Below are 19,324 nucleotides of genomic sequence, written 5' to 3'. Positions count from 1 at the left end.
GCCGGGGTTACTCCTTTTTTTCCTGTGCCGGTTTTGTTTCTGCGGCTTTTGTTTCTGCGGCAGCCGGTTTGGCTTCTGCCGGTTTGACATCCGCAGGTTTTGCTTCCGCCGGTTTCGGCTCTGCCGTACCTGCTGCCTCTTCTAATGCCTCACGGCGCTCCTCGAGCGCATTTTCCAGTTCCGCATCCGCTTTGGTCGGCTGTTTGCGGCCGGCCAGCTGGCGCTCAATGTTGCTCAGGTTATCCAGCTTGCGGGTGGTATTCTGTAATTCAAACTGCAGGCGGGAGTTAACCGCACGCAGCTGATCAATTTTGCCGTCCGTATCGCTCTGCAGGCGGCGGTAGCGCTGGCGTTCGTCACTCAGGGCAATCGCCTGTTTCAGTTGATCACGCCACAGGGTCATCAGCGGACGCAGAGAGACCGGGAACCCGGCACTGTAGGCATTCAGGGTCTCGAGCACCTTACGCTTGTCATTGGCGGAGGTGCCGGTGTTATTAAGCAGAATGCTCTGACGCAGTGCAGTATCCCAGCTGTCCGGGGTGATTTTCCCCGCCATAATGCGGGCTGTATCACTGCTGAGCAGATCAGCACAATCCATCATCCGCAGCCAGTAAAGCGCGTTTTCTGTCGCGGCCGCAGAGTTGAGTTCCCAGATAGCGTGGCAGTCCGCAATCCGGTAATCCGCCGTCCGCTCCTGCGGCAGGACAACAGAGGCCAGCGCGGAGAGATCCGGCGGCGTTGCGGTTTTTACGCAACCGGCCAGCAACAGCGGGACGGCGGCAATCAGGGACTTAAATGTCATTTTCAAGTTAATGCTGACCTGTTATTCCAGTAAGGTGTGGAACGGAAGCTGAATACGGAAGCACACATCCGCACCTTCAGAACCGACTAATATCAGTTCGCCGCCCATCCGGTTAATACAATCCCGGGCAATACTCAGTCCCAGCCCGCTGCCTTTGACAGCACCTTTGCGCTGAAGCGAGCCCTGATAGAACGGTTCGAAGATCATTTCCTGCTCTTCTTCCGGGATCGGCGTACCGGTATTGGCGACATCAATCTGTATATGCTGACCGGCTTTCCGGCTGGTTATCCGGATCTTACCCGATTCAGCGCCATAGTGTACCGCATTTGAGTAGAGATTATCGAGTACACGTGTTAATAAGACGGGTTCAGCCCAGACACTTGTTTCATCCAGAGCAAGGTCCGTAGTGATTTCTTTGCTTCTCGCCGGTAAGCTGTGGGCATTAACCACCTCATGCACTACCGTATCGAGGTTAACCCATTTGGCTTCTGTCGGGCTGTCCACCAGCGTGCGGTTATACTCCAGCAACTGTTCAATCAGCACCTGCAAATGGCGGCTGCTTTCACTCAATATTGATACCACATCTTTCTGATCCGCCGTCAGCGGCCCCGCGACTTCATCCGCCAGCAGTTCGGTACCTTCACGCATACTGGCCAGCGGGGTTTTCAGTTCATGGGAAATATGACGCAGGAATTCATGACGCTGGGATTCCAGCCAGTCGAGGCGCTCACTCAGCCAAACAATCCGCAGCGCCAGCGAGCGCAGTTCTCTCGGGCCGTTAAAATTATCAAGGCGCTGAATCAGATTGCGCCCTTCCCCCAGGCGGTTAACCATCCGTTCAATCACTTTTACCGGCCCGATAATCATGCGGGTAAACAGAATGATAAGCCCGGTGCTCAGGACAAACACCAGCAGGCTCTGCCAGCCGAATGACTGGCCTTTGCGGGCGATGGCATTCTGAAGTTCCTCACCGCGCCGGAAATTCGCCTCACGGATAGCCTGCACCAGATCAGCGTTACTGCGGGCAAAGGCTTCCAGGTGAGTGGTCATCGCCGCAACCGGCTCGCCGTTCTCACACTGCAGGACAGACAACTGTCCGAGGCTGCCGGCGATATCATCAGTATAACGCGGATCCGGGGTGGATTGTTTCTGGCGGGCGAGATAGTCCTCATAGCGGAGATACTGTTTGTGCCAGACATTTTTCAGGGTTTCATTACCCAGCACACAGTACTGGCGGTAGCTGCGCTCCATTTCCAGCGCCAGGCTCGACATTTCCTCACTGCGCCGCGCATCCTGTACAGTTGAGATACTGATTTGCGCCGCCTGATTACTCAGCTCATCAAAGCTCTGATACGCCTGCCATGCCAGTCCCAGCAACGGCAGCAATACCAGACAGAATGCCACCACAACCAACTGACGCAGCGAGCGCGGAAATAATCGCCATTTTTTCAAGATTGTCATCTCTTAACCTGTTGTCATGTGCATGATGCTAACCGGATCCGGGATAAGAGAAAAGGATCAGGATGCATCTGTGCGAAAAAGAGAACAGAAAGAATGCAGGGAAGGTATAAAATGATGACGGGACGACAGTTTCCTGCCGTCCCGTCAGTGAGATTAAGGTGGTGCCTCACTCAACGTGTCGCCCTGTGTCTGATAAAGCTTGCGCAGTTATCGGTATTAACGGACGGTAGGCACCTTACTCTGGCATCATTCCCGGGCTTATGTGGCATGTTTCCGCCATATTGCGGGCCGACATAAAAAATTGAATGAGCAACTGCAGAAGATATTGCAACTGATGTGCCAACTTTGAAAAATAAAATTCAATACACTGTTATTAAAGGGAAAATATTTTTATCTCCTGATAAAAATAGTCCGGAATACCGTTATCAGTGTATTACCTTCCGGTTTATTCCCTGTTTTACAAAAAAACGTCTCTGATTTGCGACAGTCTTTTTTGCTCTTTTTTACCTCTTTAAATATCAATGCATTAGATGTCTCCTTTTGGAGACATTAAAAATGATGACTGTCGTTATTTTATGACACAGGTGATTTTTTATACCGGACATGCAAACAAACACGCAGTTTACTTAATAAAATCCACCGTCAGGACAATGCTTTTGTCCAACCCCGGCGGCGGAATTCCTACCGGCTGATATTTATTGACCGCACTGAGCGCAATTTTATCCAGTATCCGGTTCCCCGAACTTCTGATCACCACGGGGTCAGAAAGTGCACCGGTTCCGGAAATACTGACATTAATATCAACGGCTGCGCTGACCTTTCTGATTCTGGCAGGATAATAAATATACCGCAGGATCTCTCTGCGCATTTTTTCCCGGTATAACCACAGCTCGTCGTCACTCTGCTGCCCGGCAACGGTATCGGCTGTTGTCAGGTTATGATTTCCGGCCGACAGAGATGACTGTAAACCGGTATCCGGAACCTCTGCCGGTTTATGCACATCTTTATCATGCCGCGGTGCAGTAACCGGCTTTTTAATTTTCTGCCGCAGTTTATTCTCACGTTTTTTTCTGTTTTTTTCCGCCTGCCATTCTGATTTTTTATCCGCTGCCGGGCTTATCACCGGTAACAGGCTTTTCTCGCTCTGTTCCGGTATATCCGGAGAGTGTTCCTCCGCCTTTTCCGGCGCAGGCAGCAATAACATGGCACTGCGGTTATCCGTCCTTATATTGTCGTTTTCCGCATAATCAGTCTGGCTGATACAGAATAAAAAAATAAGCAGTCCGCCGTGAAGACACAGAGAAAAGAATAAACCGGCCAGTTTGCAGCGATTCATTGATTACTCCGCAGGCAGTAATACCGCATGGAATTTTCCGGCATGACGTAAAAAGTCCTGTAAAACCATTTCAGTCTCTTCCGGAGATGCCTTTTCATTTGCCCGCAGTGAAGCGCCGATTAATAACGGGCCGCCGGTCAGCATATAACTGCGTTCAATATCTTCCAGTATGCCGGTCACCGAATTATGGGTTCGCTCAAGAATATTGCGGCTCTGAACGATTTTATTTCTGAATACCTGCCGATCAATCCCGTTGTGCTCAAATTCCGTCAGTACGCGTTCACTCAGGGCAATCAGTTCATCCACCCGTTCCGGTGCACAGGTGAACATGATCCGTCCCTCATCCTGTATTTCAGACGGGTTGTGCCAGAACCATGCGGTGACACTGTAAACACCTGATGCTTCCTCACGTAATTTTTCCCGCAGTTTTTCCTGAATCACCTCACCGCCGATCTCCAGATAATAGGCATTATCCGGCCGCCAGCCATTTTTGCGGACAAGATAGATCTCCACTTCAGCCCGCGGCTCCTGCAATCCCCTGACAATTAATGGTGTTTCCGGTGTTCCGGCTTCAATCGCAACGGGTTCTCTGCCATCCTTTTTTACACCAACAGATGCCAGATATTTTCCTGCAATTTTTTCCGCATCGCGGGGCTGAATATCACCGGTAATAAAATACGTAAAATCGGTTTTATTACTGATATAACGTTCATACAATTGCGTCAGTTTTTCCGCACTCAGTACGTCAAGATCCTGCTGTGTGGCATCATATATGGTATGTTTACCCGGATAACGCAGTGATGATATTTTCTGCATAAAGAGATGCTGACTGTCTTTATTATTCTCAGCCAGCTGTTTATCCATTTCCGATTTATATTTACGCCATACTTTTTCCGTTACCCGGCTTTCATTTAATTTCAGATGAAAAAGCGTCAGAATTTTTTCAAGATTATCCGTCTCTGCCCAGCCGGAAAAACCCTGCTGATGCTCATCCAGGAATGTTGACATTACCACCGGACTCTTATTAAAAACAGCCTGTAATGCGGATAGCGGATAACGGCCAAAACCGGTTTCATCCGTCAGGCTGACGGCAATCCGCAGCGCATGATAATCGTCATCCGGTACTGACCGTAATCCGCCGGGTGTCAGCGCCTTAAAGAACACTTTTCCCGGATTATCATTATTGTACTGATAGATTAACCGGCTGCCGTTACTCAGCTGATATTCCCTGATATTATATTCTTCAGCCGTTCTGATAAGTTTCACACTACCGGCCGTGACATTAATATCCGGTAGTTCTGTTATTTGTTCTGCGGCCGGGTCCCATTTTTTCTGTGGTAACCGGTGACTTTCAATCCAGTTTTTTTCCAGTGCTGCCGCATCCATGGCCTGCGGCTGTATTTTCTCCGGATGCGTTATCATCACCAACCGGGATTTCACGGCTGTCATAGTATGAAATGCGCTGTTCACATCGGCTAAGGTGATATTTTTCAGATAATAGCGATTGAGAAGAAATTTATCATTCTGCCCTGCAAGCAGCTGATGACTGGCTGCCGCCGTCATCATATCCGCCGCAAGATCAATACTGTAAATGGTTTTATCTTTCTGTTTTTCATTAAGGCGGGTTAACCGCTCAAGCTCTTCATCCAGTTCAGCCTGTGTAAAACCCTGCTGCTCAACAGTAGCAAGAAAATTAAAAATACTCAGTGTGGCTTCATCATATTTTTCATCTGATAATTGCAGGGAAAATACAGATTGTATGGTTTCCCGTCCGGTCGCTGAAGAGTAATAATTCGCGGTACTGATAAACTCATCATTCTCTTTTTCCAGGTGTTGTAACCGGATATTTATCAGCCGGGTCATAATCTGATTAACCAGATCATCCTTATAACGGGCCAGTGAATAATCCTCCTGATAAGGACTGAAAAAACTGATTTCCACCGCCGGTGTCCGGATTTCATCTTCATGAACAAAAGCCGTACGCCAGTGTTCCGGCAACGGTACAGAATAATCAATCATCTCAGGCGGATCTGTTCTGACCGGAAGCATCGTTAATTTTGTTTTCAGCAGAGACAGGATGTGTTGTTTATTAATATCCCCGGCGACTACCAGAGACATATTATCCGGTCTGTACCAGCGATAATAAAAATCAGCCACCCGTTTACGGCTGACATTCTGTATTGTTTCCGCATCCCCGATAGGGTCACGTAATGCATAGCGCGACCCCGCCATCTCAATGGCGCTCTTTTTATCCCCCAGCCGCAGTATAGCTCCCAGTCTGGCGCGCCACTCTTCCAGAACAACGCCCCTTTCTGCATCCAGGTCCGCCTGATTTATGGTTACCCGCCCTGCCCAGTCAGCAACAATATCCAGCGCAAGGTTAATTTTTACCGGGTCATTGTCCGGCAGATTTAATGTGTAGACCGTATTTTCAAAATCCGTGAATGCATTAATATCAATACCGAATTTTAATCCCGCTTTTTCCAGGTCACGGATCAGCTTATTACCGGGGAAATGCGTTGTTCCGTTAAATGCCATATGTTCGACAATATGTGCAACGCCTCTCTGGTCATCATCCTCATTCATTGATCCGGCATTAACAACCAGCCGGATATACACTTTTTTCTCCGGTGTGCTGTTTTCCGCCAGAAAATAACGAAATCCGTTATTCAGCGTGCCGGTTTCTATTGCCGGGTCATACCGGAGTGTTTTCATTTTCAGCAGGTCATTAACCTGTGTCTGCTGACCGGAACAGGCGGACAAAATAAATAACATGCCGGTTATCAGTAGTATTCTTTTCATAAAATCAACCCGGGCTTATCATTTCTCACGTCTTCCCTGTGAGATATTTCGATAATATGACTGTGAGCCAGTTTTTCCCTGAGTAACCGGCTCAGTGTTTTATAATTTTCCTCATCGAGTGCGGATAAGGCCTCATCGAGAAACAGCCAGGCCGGTTTTTGTATCAGACACCGCGCCAGCATTATTTTCTGAAGTTCTCCGCCGGATAATGTGTGCTGCCAGTTTTTCCCGGTATCCAGTTCAGGAATAAAATGACTGAGTCCCACATCCGTTAATGCACCGGCCAGCAATGCATCGTCATATTCCCCGTGAATATGGGGATATATTAAAATTTCCCGCAATGTGGCTTCCGGTAAATACGGTTTCTGGGGAATAAACATGCAGTTATTATCCGGAGGCATGGATAATGAACCTTTATAATGCGGCCATAATCCGGCGAGTGTGCGCAGGAATGTACTTTTCCCGCATCCCGACGGGCCTGTTATTGAGCTGCTGTCCGGAAAGGCACCGGACATATTTTCCTGAACCGGGCGGTTATCCGGTAAAAATACTGATAACTCAGACCATTCGGGAGAATCAGACTGACGGATTGTGCCGGTGCCGGTAATAGAATCCAGCTGCGAACTGAATGTCACCAGACGCCCGGTGACTGCCCGCCAGTTTGCCACTGACTCATAAGAATCGACAAACCAGCTGAATGCTTCCTGTACCCGGTAAAATCCGGTTGCGGTCTGCATCATATCCCCGAGTTGCAGGCTGCCGCTCATCAGCCGCGGCGATGCCACCAGATACGGGAAAATGCGGGCGACCTCATTATATCCGCTGTTAAAGGCCTGATATTTCATTTTCATTCCGGTCAGATATTGCCAGTTCTGCCATATTTTCCCGAATAACCGTTTTGATGAGGATAATTCCGCCTTTTCACCGCGCAGAAAACTGATCGATTCCGCGTATTCTTTTACCCGCATCAGATGAAAACGAAAATCGGCTTCACATTTTTCCTGCTGAAATGTCAGCGGGATCAGTTTTCTGGTAATTTTATGGGTGAGCCATGTACCGATAACGGAATACAATATTGCCACCCATACCATATATCCCGGTATTACCCATGTCATTCCGCCCAGTTCAAATGTCAGTATTCCGGAAAGATTCCATAAAATAACGGTAAAAGACACCAGACTGGTGATAGTCCGCAGTAATCCCAGTCCCAGCTGCAATGTCTGATCGCAAAATTCTTTTATATCCTGAGCAATACGCTGATCCGGATTATCACTCTCTTTGTATAAAAGCTGATGCCGGTAAATACGCTTATGGCTCAGCCACTGCGTAAGAAACCGCTCTGTCAGCCAGCCCCGCCAGCGGATACGTAATGTCCGGCGCAAATATTCTTCAATAAGATCGACAGAAGAATAAACCACCATGATCAGAACAAACTGACTCAGCATCGGCCAGAAATTATCCCAGTCCTTATTCTGCATAAGATTAAAAAAATCACGGTTCCAGTCGCTGTATTTCACTGCAATTTCAACAACAATATAATTAAGTGCAATAACAGAAATAATCAGCGGCCAGGCTATTTTCCATTCCCGGCTTTTCCAATACGGACAGGCCAGGCTCCAGACCTGTTTGATAAATTTATTTTTATTTAATTCAGATTTACTATTCATACTGTGTTTTGTCATGGGCTGCCGGCAGAAAACAGAATTTCCGCCGGCAGTTTCTTATGTCTCAATTAAAATTCATAACCGACTTCAAGCCAGAATTCACGTCCCGGAGTATAAATTCCGTACTCATTTGAACTGTAGCCTTTATTTTCCATTTTCCTGACCTGGTTCAGCACATTGAGTACTTCGGCACGGAAATAAAGCTGATGTGAACCGTAAATAGCCGGCTGCCAGCTCAGGCTGGTATCCCATTGAGTATGTGTTCCGAAGTTCTGCGTTTTATAAACAGTAATATCATCCGTACTGTTGGTTTCTGCATAAGAATGGACCGGTGCTTTAATATAAAATTTATTCGACCAGGTAATATTATTATCCGGGATCTTCATATCAACACCCAGACGGACCATCCACTCCTCTTCATTATTATTGACTTCTTTTTCCATCTGAGCACGGGACATCAGACGTCCATCAAGAATAACCGCCTCATCCGGATCTAATGTTTTCTCAAGATCGGCTCTGCCGGTATTCAGCCAGTCAGCACCTAATGTGGTATTCCACTCTGTCGCACCAAGAGTCCACGGTGTTTTATTGGTTATTTGCAGCGTATAAATCTGAGCATTAAAATCATCGCCGTTGATGAATGAATCAACTTTCTTATCATCCTGAGTACTGCGCTTAACCACAATCCGCTGCTTATACTTTCTGTATGTATAATCTGCGGAAATACGCCAGTTATTCCAGTCCTGATTAACCCCGAAGTTCAATTCATCGGAATGCGGCGTACTTAAATGTGTCAGTGAACGGTAATCCCGGGTACGATCCTGATTCAGTTCCAGTATTTTCCCGGATAACTTCATCGTGGCAAATGAACGTCCGTAATAACGATTAAGTCCGAACTTAAACCGGGTATCCGGTAATGCCTGCCAGTAAGCCGTAAAACGGGGAGCGATATTTGTGTTACTTAAATAATTATCCCGTTCCAGACGTAAGCCGGGACGGAATGTGAAATCACCGGTTTTAATCGTGTCCTGAGCATAAAGTGCATAATTCTGATGAGAGGTATTTACGGTTCCTTTTGACGCGGTCAGTTCACTTAAAAGAACATCCCGGCCGGTACTGTCAATTAATGATACCGTTGAGTGAACATCTTCATCCCGCTTAAACGCATATGCCGTATGACGGTAATCTGCCCCTGTATTGAAAACGTGCTCTGTATTTCCGAAGAATACGGGGTCAGCATTATAATCCAGAATTAAATTGATATTTTCCTGCGTCAGCTGACTGTTACCATAACCGCCTTCTTCAAAATCAAGACCGGTATCCAGGTCAGTCACCACACTGGCTTCGGTACTGTTGGAACGGCGTTTATCGGAAAACTTGTCATATGCTGCCGTTGATGTCAGTTTACCGCCCGGCACAGACTGAATATACCGGATCGTCGTACCGTAAGCCTGATGGGTATCATTGACGTTATTATCAATATTATTGGCGTAAAACTTACCCTCTTTATAATCTGACATGCGGAACCCGGCTTCCAGTGTCCGGCCGGTATCCGGTGTCCAGTTAAAATTGACCAGCATATTATCGGAACGGCGGGTGTGATTACGGTTATCCGTCTCTCCTTTCGAATTCAGCATCCGGGTCTGGCGGATATCAGAATCACGGCGGCTGAAGCCGAATACCATACCGGTATTCTCCGTTAATCCGTATTCCGCCGTCAGATTAAAGAATTCCTTTTTATAAACGGGCTGAAATTCTGCATTCATTCCGTTGGGGACTTTTTTATCCAGCGCGTCTTTTACAGCCTCATCCGCTTTTAATGATGCCCAGGAGGACCGGGTGGTACGGTAACTGACTGATGCGTGATTTTCCCCGCTGTACTGCCGGGTTTCCGCCACAACTGCCCCGCCGGTAAATCCGCCCAGGTTTGCCGGAACGTTATTACTGTAAACCGTTATTCCCGAAAGTAGTTTCGCATCAAAGAAATAAGCCTGCTCTGAACTCTTATTCGGATTGACGCCCATGGTGCCATCAAATAAGGAGGAAGCCGGGTCAATATCGTTATTAATATTCACCCCGTCTATCATATACGCCGTCTGTTCTGAAGGCGCACCGTTAATGGAAACAGAGAGCGGTTTAATTTCACCATTGGTAAATCCTGTTTCTGATTTACTCTCCACACGGGCACCAGGGACGGCTTTCAAATAATCACTCAGGTTACTATTAGATGATGGTGAATCCTTTATTTCCTGCTCTGTTATCGTTTGAGACGACAGAGGATCATCTGTCTCTGCGTGTGCATCCGATTTAACCGCAACCTTAATATGGTTATCGGGGTTATATTGAGCTGCATGTGTATAAAAACTACAAAATGAACTGCCTGTAATAGCTGCAATAAGTAATTTATCTGTATTTTTCATTGGGTTAACTTTATTTGAAAGCAAATGATATCTATTCGCATTATCATTATTGTTTGCAAATGCTAACATGGTGAAACTACGTATTCAACGAAAAAAATGATAATGAAACTATGTTTCATCACATTACTGATAAAATCATTATTGAATATAATTGGATGGCAATATCGATACAGTGGAATTTTAAACTGGCTAAAATACTATTTTTAAATAGATTATCTTATTATTTATGTTTGTATTCAGGTGGGAACTAATTAATAACGATTATCAATACTGTTCAGCAACTGACAGAAGCAGAGAGGATTTATTATTGCGGTAATATTATTGTGGTAAGTAAAAAAGCGGGTAAAACTGAAAAGTTATACCCGCGTGTTTATCAGCCTAATTGTTTACGGGCATTACGGAAGATCCGCAACCACGGTCCGTCCTCACCCCAGTTCTCCGGATGCCAGGAGTTGCTGACGGTACGGAAAACGCGTTCCGGATGCGGCATCATAATAGTGGCACGTCCGTCATCGGTCGTGACCGCCGTGATACCGTCCGGTGAACCGTTCGGGTTCGCCGGATAGCGTTCAGTGACCTGCCCGTAGTTATCCACATATTGCAGAGCCACCAGGCCGCGTTCCGTCAGCGCCTGCTGATGTGCAGCATCACGGAATTCCGCCAGCCCTTCGCCGTGAGACACCGCAATCGGCATCCGCGAACCGGCCATGCCGCTCAGCAGCAGAGACGGGCTTTGTGCCACTTCAACCAGACTGAAACGCGCTTCAAAACGTTCAGAGCGGTTACGGGTAAAGCGCGGCCATAAATCCGCCCCCGGAATCAGATCCCGCAGGTTTGACATCATCTGACAGCCGTTACAGACCCCGAGTGATAAGGTATCCGGACGCGCAAAGAACTGCGCAAATTCATCCCGTACCTGCGGATTGAACAGAATCGATTTCGCCCAGCCTTCACCGGCACCCAGTACGTCCCCGTAAGAGAAGCCGCCGCAGGCAACCAGCGCCTGAAAACTGTCCAGCGGAAGGTGCCCGTTCAGCAGGTCACTCATATGCACATCGATGGCATCAAACCCGGCACGGTGGAAGGCGGCCGCCATTTCCACATGGGAGTTAACCCCCTGCTCACGCAGCACCGCGACACGCGGACGCACGCCTTTTACAATATATGGCGCGGCGATATCGTCATTCTGATCGAACGTCAGTACCACATTAAGGCCGGGGTCTGTCAGATCCTGCTTGGCTTCATGCTCTTCATCCGCACAGGTAGGGTTATCACGCTGACGCTGCATCTGCCAGGTGGTTTCCGCCCACATGATCCGCAGTTCACGGCAGGACTGGTGATAGACTTCTGTATTATGGCTGCGGACAACAAAATCATCCCCCGGTACAGCTTCACCGAGAACATGCAGCATATCTGCCAGACCGGCATCGGTGAAGGCCTGCACTACACCATCCAGATCTGCTTCCCGCACCTGGAGCACGGCACCGGGCTCTTCGGTAAACAGCGCGCCGAGGATATCCTCATCAAATGCACTGATATCCGCATTCACACCGCAGTGTCCGGCAAAGGCCATTTCCGCCAGTGTGACAAACAGGCCGCCGTCTGAGCGGTCATGATACGCAAGCAGTTTTTCATCCCGCACCAGGGTCTGCATGGTGTCAAAGAATGCACGCAGCGCCTGCGGATTGCGCAGATCCGCGCCTTTCTGTCCCAGCTGGCGATACACCTGCGCCAGTGCGGTGGCACCGAGGGTATTACGGCCTTCCCCCAGATCCACCAGCAGCAGACGGTTCGGCACATCGCTCCGCAGTTGCGGCGTGACGGTCCGGCGCACATCATCCACACGGGCAAATGCCGTGATCACCAGTGACAGCGGCGAGGTCATCTCACGCTCTTCGCCCTGCTCGTTCCAGCGGGTTTTCATCGACATGGAATCTTTACCGACCGGGATAGTCAGGCCGAGCGCCGGACATAACTCCTCACCCACTGCTTTCACCGCTGCATATAACCCGGCATCTTCGCCCGGATGCCCGGCTGCGGCCATCCAGTTGGCGGATAATTTAATCCGCTTAATATCGCCAATCTGCACACCGGCAATATTCAGCAGCGCTTCCGCCACCGCCATACGCGCTGAAGCGGCAAAATCAAGCAGAGCAACCGGCGCACGTTCACCGATGGACATTGCCTCGCCATAGTAACTGTCAAGGCTGGCAGTGGTCACCGCGCAATCCGCCACCGGAATCTGCCACGGGCCGACCATCTGATCACGGGAAACCATGCCGGTCACCGTGCGGTCACCGATGGTGATCAGGAAGGTTTTTTCCGCTACCGCCGGTAAGTGCAGCACGCGTTTTACCGCTTCATGCAGATTAATATCGCGGCGATCAATCGGTGTGCCTTCCGCAGTCAGTGTGGTGACATCGCGGCGCATTTTCGGGGTTTTACCCAGCAGGATATCCAGCGGCATATCAATCGGCTGATTATCAAAATGGCTGTCATTCAGGATCAGGTCACGTTTTTCTGTCGCTTCACCAATCACCGCATACGGCGCGCGCTCGCGCTGACAGAGTGCCTCAAACAGCGGCAACTGCTCAGGCGAGACCGCCAGCACATAGCGTTCCTGGGATTCGTTACACCAGATTTCCAGCGGGCTCATACCCGGCTCATCACTGAGGATATCGCGCAGCTCGAAACGTCCGCCGCGCCCGCCGTCACTGACCAGTTCCGGCATGGCGTTGGACAGACCACCCGCACCGACATCATGGATAAACAGAATCGGGTTGTTATCCCCCAGTTGCCAGCAGGCGTCGATCACTTCCTGGCAACGGCGCTCCATTTCCGGGTTATCGCGCTGCACAGAGGCAAAATCCAGATCCGCATCCGACTGACCGGATGTCATGGAAGATGCCGCACCGCCGCCCAGGCCGATATTCATCGACGGGCCGCCTAGTACAATCAGCTTCGCCCCGGGCGGGATCTCTCCTTTCTGTACGTGGTCAGCACGGATATTACCGATGCCGCCCGCCAGCATAATGGGTTTATGGTAACCGCGCAGTTCCTCGCCGTTGTGGCTGCTGACTTTCTCTTCATAGGTCCGGAAATAGCCGAGCAGTGCCGGACGGCCGAATTCGTTATTAAATGCCGCGCCGCCGAGCGGACCTTCAGTCATGATGTCATAGGCGCTGACAATGCGGTCCGGTCTGCCGAAATCCTGCTCCCAAGGCTGGGTAAAGCCCGGGATACGCAGGTTGGAGACAGAAAACCCGGTTAATCCCGCTTTTGGTTTGGCACCGCGCCCGGTCGCACCTTCGTCACGGATTTCACCGCCGGAACCGGTTGCCGCCCCCGGCCACGGGGAAATGGCGGTCGGGTGGTTGTGGGTTTCCACTTTCATCAGGATATGAGTCTCTTCCTGATGATACTGATAACTGCGGTCTTCCCCCTGCGGGAAGAAACGTCCGGCGGAGGAGCCTTCCATCACCGCCGCGTTATCTTTATACGCGGACAGCACATGATCCGGTGTCTGCTCGAAAGTATTTTTAATCATCTTAAACAGGGATTTCGGCTGCTCTTCGCCGTCAATCACCCAGTCCGCATTAAAAATCTTGTGGCGGCAGTGTTCGGAGTTTGCCTGGGCAAACATATAGAGTTCCGCATCGGACGGATTGCGGCCGAGTTTCGTGAATGCATCCGCCAGATAATCGATTTCATCTTCCGCCAGCGCCAGCCCCAGCGATATATTGGCTTTTTCCAGTGCCGCGCGGCCCTGACCCGCGAGGTCAATCACGGTCAGCGGTGCCGGTTCATGACGGGCAAACAGCGCCTGTGCCTGTGACAGTTCGCTGAAAACCGTTTCTGTCATGCGGTCATGCAACAGCGCACTCAGTTGCTGATGTTCATTCTCTGTCAGCCCTGTGGTAGTAATATAGTAGGCGATTCCCCGCTCCAGCCGGGTAACGGCTGACAGACCGCAGTTATGCGCGATATCCGTGGCTTTCGATGACCAGGGAGATAATGTTCCCAGGCGCGGCGTGACAAGAAACAGGATCCCTTCCGGCGCATGCTCTGCCAGCGACGGGCCGTAGCGGAGCAGCTGCTGTAATTTGGTGTGCTCATCGTCGGTCAGGGGTGCGGAAAGATCAGCAAAATGCACATATTCCGCATAGATGTTGGTCACCGGCAGGTGGTGTTCAGTGAACGCGCTGATAAATTTTGATACGCGAAACGCAGATAACACAGGTGAGCCACGCAAAATTTCCATAGTTGTCAGTTCTCTCTTTTTAACACGCAGAGCCATCGGCCCGGAGGGGAAACGGGCACATTATAGAGCAATACTGACGCCGACGAAACCGTTTGCGTGACGTTTTTTCCCGGGGGGATTTTTTCCGGATTTCAGCCCCGGAAAACGGAATAAAGTTGCACAGTGACAAAATGTTGAGCAAAATGTCCGATTACTGGAAATATAACCATGGTAATTTATGCCTCAGAATGAATCCTTTTGTGTAACCGGTGAGATGCGCCTTTGGTACATAAAAAGCTAAATTATGTCGTTATCGTCGTCGTCGCGCTGTTCGCGGCGGCGCTGATCGCCATCAATATCAGCTGGCCATCGCAGCAGCCGCAGCTCAACCGTATTCTCGCGCGGGGGGAACTGCGTGTCAGCGCAGTGGCATCACCGCTTATCAGCTTTAATAAGCAGGGACAGGCCAGCGGTTTTGATTACGAACTGGCGCAGCGTTTCGCGGACTACCTCGGGGTAAAACTGGTGGTGCGGGAACGCGACGGTGTCAATGACCTGTTCAGCGACCTTGCCAATAATGATGCCGATCTGCTCGCCGCAGGGCTTATCTATAATGAAGACCGCCTGGACAACGCGCTGAGCGGCCCGACATATTACACCGTCGCACAGCAGCTTCTCTACCGCATGGGTAACAAACGTCCGCGGGATTTGGGCGATCTCGGCTCTCCGGTCTGGGTCACAGCCGGCAGTGCTCACGCCCGCCTGCTCCGCCAGCTCAAAGCAGATAAATATCCGGATCTGGATATCCGTGAAATTGCCGATAAAAACAGCAGCCATCTGCTCCAGCGCCTGGCAAAAGGTGAGATTGATTATGTCGTCAGCGATTCTGTCAGCGTGGCACAGGAACAGCATATTCATCCGAATGTCACGGTGGCCTTTGAGGTCACAGAAAACCAGCCGCTGACCTGGTATCTGAAACGCAGTGAAGACAGCAGCCTGAATGCCGCCCTGCTCGATTTTTTCAACCAGACACGGGAAACCGACACCCTGGCGCGTCTGGAAGAGAAGTATTTCAGCCACATGAATCAGTTTAATTATGTGGATACCAAAACCTTTATTAATGCCATCAACACCCAACTGGCCACTTACCGCCCGCTGTTTGAAAAGTACGCGGGGAAAATGGACTGGCAGGTACTGGCTGCGATAGCCTGGCAGGAATCACACTGGAACCCGACCGCCACCTCACCGACCGGCGTGCGCGGCATTATGATGCTGACCCGGCCGACGGCGGATTTCTTCGGGATTGAGGATCGCCTTGACCCGGAGCAGAGCATCAAGGGCGGCGGGACATATATAAATTACCTGATGGACAAACTGCCGGATTCCATCCCCGATGATGAAAAAATCTGGTTTGCCCTCGCCGCTTATAATATGGGCTACGGTCATATGCTGGATGTCCGCAAACTGACCGAGATGCAGGGGGCGGATCCGGACAGTTGGCTGGATGTGAAATCCCGTCTGCCGCTGCTGAGCAAAAAAGCCTATTATCAGTCTCTGCCGTACGGCTATGCGCGCGGTTACGAAGCTTACCGCTATGTGGAAGGGGTGCGTCGTTACCAGCTCAGTTTACAGGGCTATCTCGATTTACATCAGGAAGAGCTGCTGTTACAGCAGCCGCAGGAAGAAACGGCAGAGATTCTGACCTCTGCCGCACCAAACTGATCACTCATTCTCTGATTTCTGACTTTCCGCATGCTGTTTTTTCAGGGCTTTTTTCTCCGCACGGCGGTGGCGGAAAAATTCACTGAGCATTGCCGAACACTCCTCCCCCAGCACGCCCCCTGTCACTTCCATATAATGATTGAGACGCGGTAAGGTCAGCAAATCAATAAATGACCCCGCAGCACCGGTTTTCGGCTCTGCCGCGCCGTACACCAGACGTTTGATCCGGCTGTGGATCAGTGCCCCGGCACACATCATGCAGGGTTCGAGGGTGACATACAGTGTGGCATCGGTAAGACGGTAATTTTCCAGCACCGCCCCGGCCCCGCGCAACGTAACAATTTCAGCGTGGGCTGTCGGGTCATGGCTGAGGATCGGCTGATTGAAACCACCGGCAATGCGCTGATTATCTTTCACCAGCACAGCCCCGACCGGGATCTCTCCGGCCAGCGCCGCCTCTTCTGCCAGCGCCAGCGCCTGTCTCATCCAGAATTCATCATTATTATAAGGTGTTGTACTGTCAGTCACGTGGATACCTGCTTATTTAAAATCAGGCACAGTATAGCGTCACTTTTGTCAGGCAGGCAGTTTCTTTACGCCGTAAACAGCGCCAGTTTGGCGGCAAAGCCCATAAAAAACAGTCCGATGGTGCTGTTGCCCACTTTTGCCGCCTGTTTTTTGTGGCGGAAGAACTGTGATAATTTAGTGCCGCTGTAAATTAAAAAGGAGAGATACAAAAAACTGACCGTTTCCAGAATCAGCGCCAGCACGCCATAACTCACCGCCGGATGAGAATAATTAAAATCAATAAACTGGATAAAGAAAGAGACATAAAACAGAATCGCTTTCGGGTTTGTCAGGCTCAGGATCAGGGCTTTATTAAAGGCATTTTCCGCTTTCAGCGGCTTATCCTCATGATGCCCCTTCTTCTGCATAAAGGTGGCATAGAGGATTTTCAGTCCCAGATACAATAAATACGCGGCACCGAGGTAACGCACGGCGGTAAATAATGCCGGAGAGGCTTTAATCACTGAGGCCACGCCCAGAAATGACAACATGATCAGTACCGCATCACCGGTAAATACGCCCAGTGCGGCCTGGTAACCTTTTTTATATCCGAATGTCGCACTGGATTTAAGGACATACAGTGAGTTCGGCCCCGGCACAAGGATAATAAAAATAACGCCGATAATATAAGTACCGATATTCAGTATGCCCAGATTTTCAAACATAACGCCTCCGTGGTGTGTGCAAATTTACTGCTGATTTTTATTATTTTGTGTTCAGATTAATAAATCACAAAATACATGCCACGGATATACCCACTCTGTTATAAGGTTATTTTCCCGTTTTCCTACGGCATTTTGCGGCCGCGGGGATAAAATATCAGGATAAATACCCATACTGCCGATAATGCTGCGCCTGCCATTGCCAGATTAAACCCGCCCGCAAAGGCTTCATAAACTGTATTCTGCACGGCAACTGTCAGTTCTCCGCTCTGTGCGCCGGTAATAAGCTGCTCTGCAGACGGCAGCTGACGGTGCTGCGCAATACTGACCGCCCGCTGTATCATCAGTGTACCAAGCAGTGCCACCCCCAGCGTCATACCGGTCTGGCGCATCATATTCAGTGTCGCCGATGCCACGCCGGAACGCGCCGGATCAGCGGCATGCATAATCAGCGCCCCGGTGGCGGGAATCGATAATCCCATACCGGTGCCGAGCATAAACAGCATCAGCCCTGTCAGCGGATACGGCGTATACGGCGTCAGTAAAGTCATCAGCCCGCAGGCCGCTGCGGTCAGCAGCAGACCGGTGCCGAGGATCAGCCGGATACTCAGTTTGCGGGCGATCCGCCCGAAAGAGAATGCAAACAGCGCCATGGCGATAAATTCCGGCGACATCCGCCATCCTGCTTCAAGGGCATTCCAGCCCTGCGCTTTCTGTAAAAACAGCGCGATAAAAAACACATTGGTGTAAGCCGCAAAACCAATCACAAACGAGGCCAGATTATAGTGCAGATACTCGCGGCGTCCGAAATCCGCCAGCGGCAGCAGCGGTTTTGCCACCCGGCTTTCGGTGTACAGAAATAATAAAAGAAAAATAATTCCGCCGGTGACAGTTAACAGCGTCAGCGGATGCAGCCAGCCATGAATACCCGCCTCTGTCAGCCCGTATGTCACACAGCCCAGCGCTGCGATACTGAGTAACTGCCCTGCCGGATCAAACGCCACTTTCTCCGGATCCGCACTTTCACGGATGCCGTACTGCCCGAGCAGAAACGTGATTATACCAACCGGAATATTGATCAGAAAAATGCCTTCCCAGCCGGTGGTATGCACCAGCACGCCGCCGAGGATCGGCCCGGTAATCAGTGACAGCGCACTGACCGATGACCAGATACCAATCACACGGATCCGCTGCTGATTATCCGCAAAAGTATGCGTGATCAGCGACAAGGCTCCGGGGATCAGTAACGCCGCCGCTATCCCCTGTACCACCCGTCCTGATAGCAGCAACGGCAGCGTATCCGCCAGTGCACAAAGCAGTGAGCCAAAGGTAAAAATCAGTACTCCCGCCAGCCACATCTTTTTGCGCCCGTAACGGTCACTCAGCGGACCGGCGGACAGGATAAGGGCGGATAAGCACAATGCATAAGCATCTATCAGCCACTGTAATGACACCATCGGTGCATCCAAATCATGCTGAATGGCCGGCAGTGCCACATTCACGATACTGATATCCAGCGTTGCCATAAAAGTACCCAGGCAAATCGCGGTAGTAACGGCAAAATAACGAAGTCTGTTCATAGTGTTCTCCTTTCACAGAGGCAGAATACACATTGACCGACCGACGGTCAATCAAAATGAGAACGTGT

The 19,324-nt window shown here is 50.2% G+C and carries 11 protein-coding genes; 1 reads left to right on the top strand and 10 read right to left on the bottom strand.

Features of this window, described 5'->3' with window-relative positions; all coding sequences use genetic code 11:
• Positions 1–7: 7 nt before the first annotated feature.
• From qseG to purL, 7 genes are all read right to left on the bottom strand, one after another.
• Positions 8–802, bottom strand: coding sequence for a two-component system QseEF-associated lipoprotein QseG (gene qseG, locus HMPREF3119_RS13625; RefSeq protein ID WP_015422610.1), 795 nt, complete (start codon positions 800–802; stop codon positions 8–10).
• Between the two features lie 21 nt (positions 803–823).
• Positions 824–2,263 carry a sensor histidine kinase gene (locus HMPREF3119_RS13620; RefSeq protein ID WP_004241960.1) on the bottom strand — a complete coding sequence of 480 codons (1,440 nt, stop codon included), beginning with the start codon at positions 2,261–2,263 and terminating at the stop codon, positions 824–826.
• 622 nt (positions 2,264–2,885) lie between these two features.
• Positions 2,886–3,599: a cell envelope integrity protein TolA gene (locus HMPREF3119_RS13615; protein ID WP_070580018.1), complete on the bottom strand. Its 714-nt coding sequence runs from the start codon at positions 3,597–3,599 to the stop codon at positions 2,886–2,888.
• A 3-nt stretch (positions 3,600–3,602) separates the two neighbouring features.
• Positions 3,603–6,401 carry a M16 family metallopeptidase gene (locus HMPREF3119_RS13610; protein ID WP_070580016.1) on the bottom strand — a complete coding sequence of 933 codons (2,799 nt, stop codon included), beginning with the start codon at positions 6,399–6,401 and terminating at the stop codon, positions 3,603–3,605.
• Positions 6,398–8,068 carry an ABC transporter ATP-binding protein/permease gene (locus tag HMPREF3119_RS13605; protein WP_225806405.1) on the bottom strand — a complete coding sequence of 557 codons (1,671 nt, stop codon included), beginning with the start codon at positions 8,066–8,068 and terminating at the stop codon, positions 6,398–6,400. The genes HMPREF3119_RS13610 and HMPREF3119_RS13605 overlap by 4 nt, the downstream gene beginning before the upstream one ends.
• Positions 8,069–8,133: 65 nt before the next feature.
• Positions 8,134–10,485, bottom strand: coding sequence for a TonB-dependent receptor plug domain-containing protein (locus HMPREF3119_RS13600; RefSeq protein WP_070580014.1), 2,352 nt, complete (start codon positions 10,483–10,485; stop codon positions 8,134–8,136).
• Between the two features lie 373 nt (positions 10,486–10,858).
• The gene (purL, locus tag HMPREF3119_RS13595; protein ID WP_070580058.1) at positions 10,859–14,746 is read right to left on the bottom strand and encodes a phosphoribosylformylglycinamidine synthase; all 3,888 of its coding nucleotides are present in this window, start codon (positions 14,744–14,746) and stop codon (positions 10,859–10,861) included.
• A gap of 261 nt (positions 14,747–15,007) precedes the next feature.
• Between purL and mltF the strand changes: the two genes are divergently transcribed.
• A complete protein-coding gene (gene mltF, locus HMPREF3119_RS13590) occupies positions 15,008–16,447 on the top strand; it encodes a membrane-bound lytic murein transglycosylase MltF (RefSeq protein ID WP_004236959.1) in 1,440 nt (479 codons plus the stop codon).
• On the opposite strand, the gene tadA is transcribed toward mltF, so the two are convergent.
• From tadA to HMPREF3119_RS13575, 3 genes are all read right to left on the bottom strand, one after another.
• Positions 16,448–16,975: a tRNA adenosine(34) deaminase TadA gene (gene tadA / locus HMPREF3119_RS13585; protein WP_004241953.1), complete on the bottom strand. Its 528-nt coding sequence runs from the start codon at positions 16,973–16,975 to the stop codon at positions 16,448–16,450.
• Between the two features lie 65 nt (positions 16,976–17,040).
• Complete coding sequence (gene leuE / locus HMPREF3119_RS13580) at positions 17,041–17,679, bottom strand: leucine efflux protein LeuE (protein ID WP_004236962.1); 639 nt, start codon at positions 17,677–17,679, stop codon at positions 17,041–17,043.
• Positions 17,680–17,801: 122 nt separating this feature from the next.
• Positions 17,802–19,256 (bottom strand): MFS transporter, encoded by a 1,455-nt coding sequence (locus tag HMPREF3119_RS13575; protein WP_070580012.1) that lies wholly within the window; start codon positions 19,254–19,256, stop codon positions 17,802–17,804.
• Positions 19,257–19,324: the final 68 nt, after the last annotated feature.

The organism is Morganella sp. HMSC11D09 (assembly GCF_001807955.1).
GTDB classification, from domain to species: domain Bacteria; phylum Pseudomonadota; class Gammaproteobacteria; order Enterobacterales; family Enterobacteriaceae; genus Morganella; species Morganella morganii.
The sequence above is the reverse complement of the archived record's forward strand: the minus strand, read 5'-3'. Positions and strand labels throughout refer to the sequence as shown.

Coding starts and splice junctions, on each gene's coding strand:
- qseG (WP_015422610.1), bottom strand. CDS start 802: ATGACATTTAAGTCCCTGATTGCCGCCGTCCCGCTGTTGCTGGCCGGT.
- HMPREF3119_RS13620 (WP_004241960.1), bottom strand. CDS start 2,263: ATGACAATCTTGAAAAAATGGCGATTATTTCCGCGCTCGCTGCGTCAG.
- HMPREF3119_RS13615 (WP_070580018.1), bottom strand. CDS start 3,599: ATGAATCGCTGCAAACTGGCCGGTTTATTCTTTTCTCTGTGTCTTCAC.
- HMPREF3119_RS13610 (WP_070580016.1), bottom strand. CDS start 6,401: ATGAAAAGAATACTACTGATAACCGGCATGTTATTTATTTTGTCCGCC.
- HMPREF3119_RS13605 (WP_225806405.1), bottom strand. CDS start 8,068: ATGAATAGTAAATCTGAATTAAATAAAAATAAATTTATCAAACAGGTC.
- HMPREF3119_RS13600 (WP_070580014.1), bottom strand. CDS start 10,485: ATGAAAAATACAGATAAATTACTTATTGCAGCTATTACAGGCAGTTCA.
- purL (WP_070580058.1), bottom strand. CDS start 14,746: ATGGAAATTTTGCGTGGCTCACCTGTGTTATCTGCGTTTCGCGTATCA.
- leuE (WP_004236962.1), bottom strand. CDS start 17,679: ATGTTTGAAAATCTGGGCATACTGAATATCGGTACTTATATTATCGGC.
- HMPREF3119_RS13575 (WP_070580012.1), bottom strand. CDS start 19,256: ATGAACAGACTTCGTTATTTTGCCGTTACTACCGCGATTTGCCTGGGT.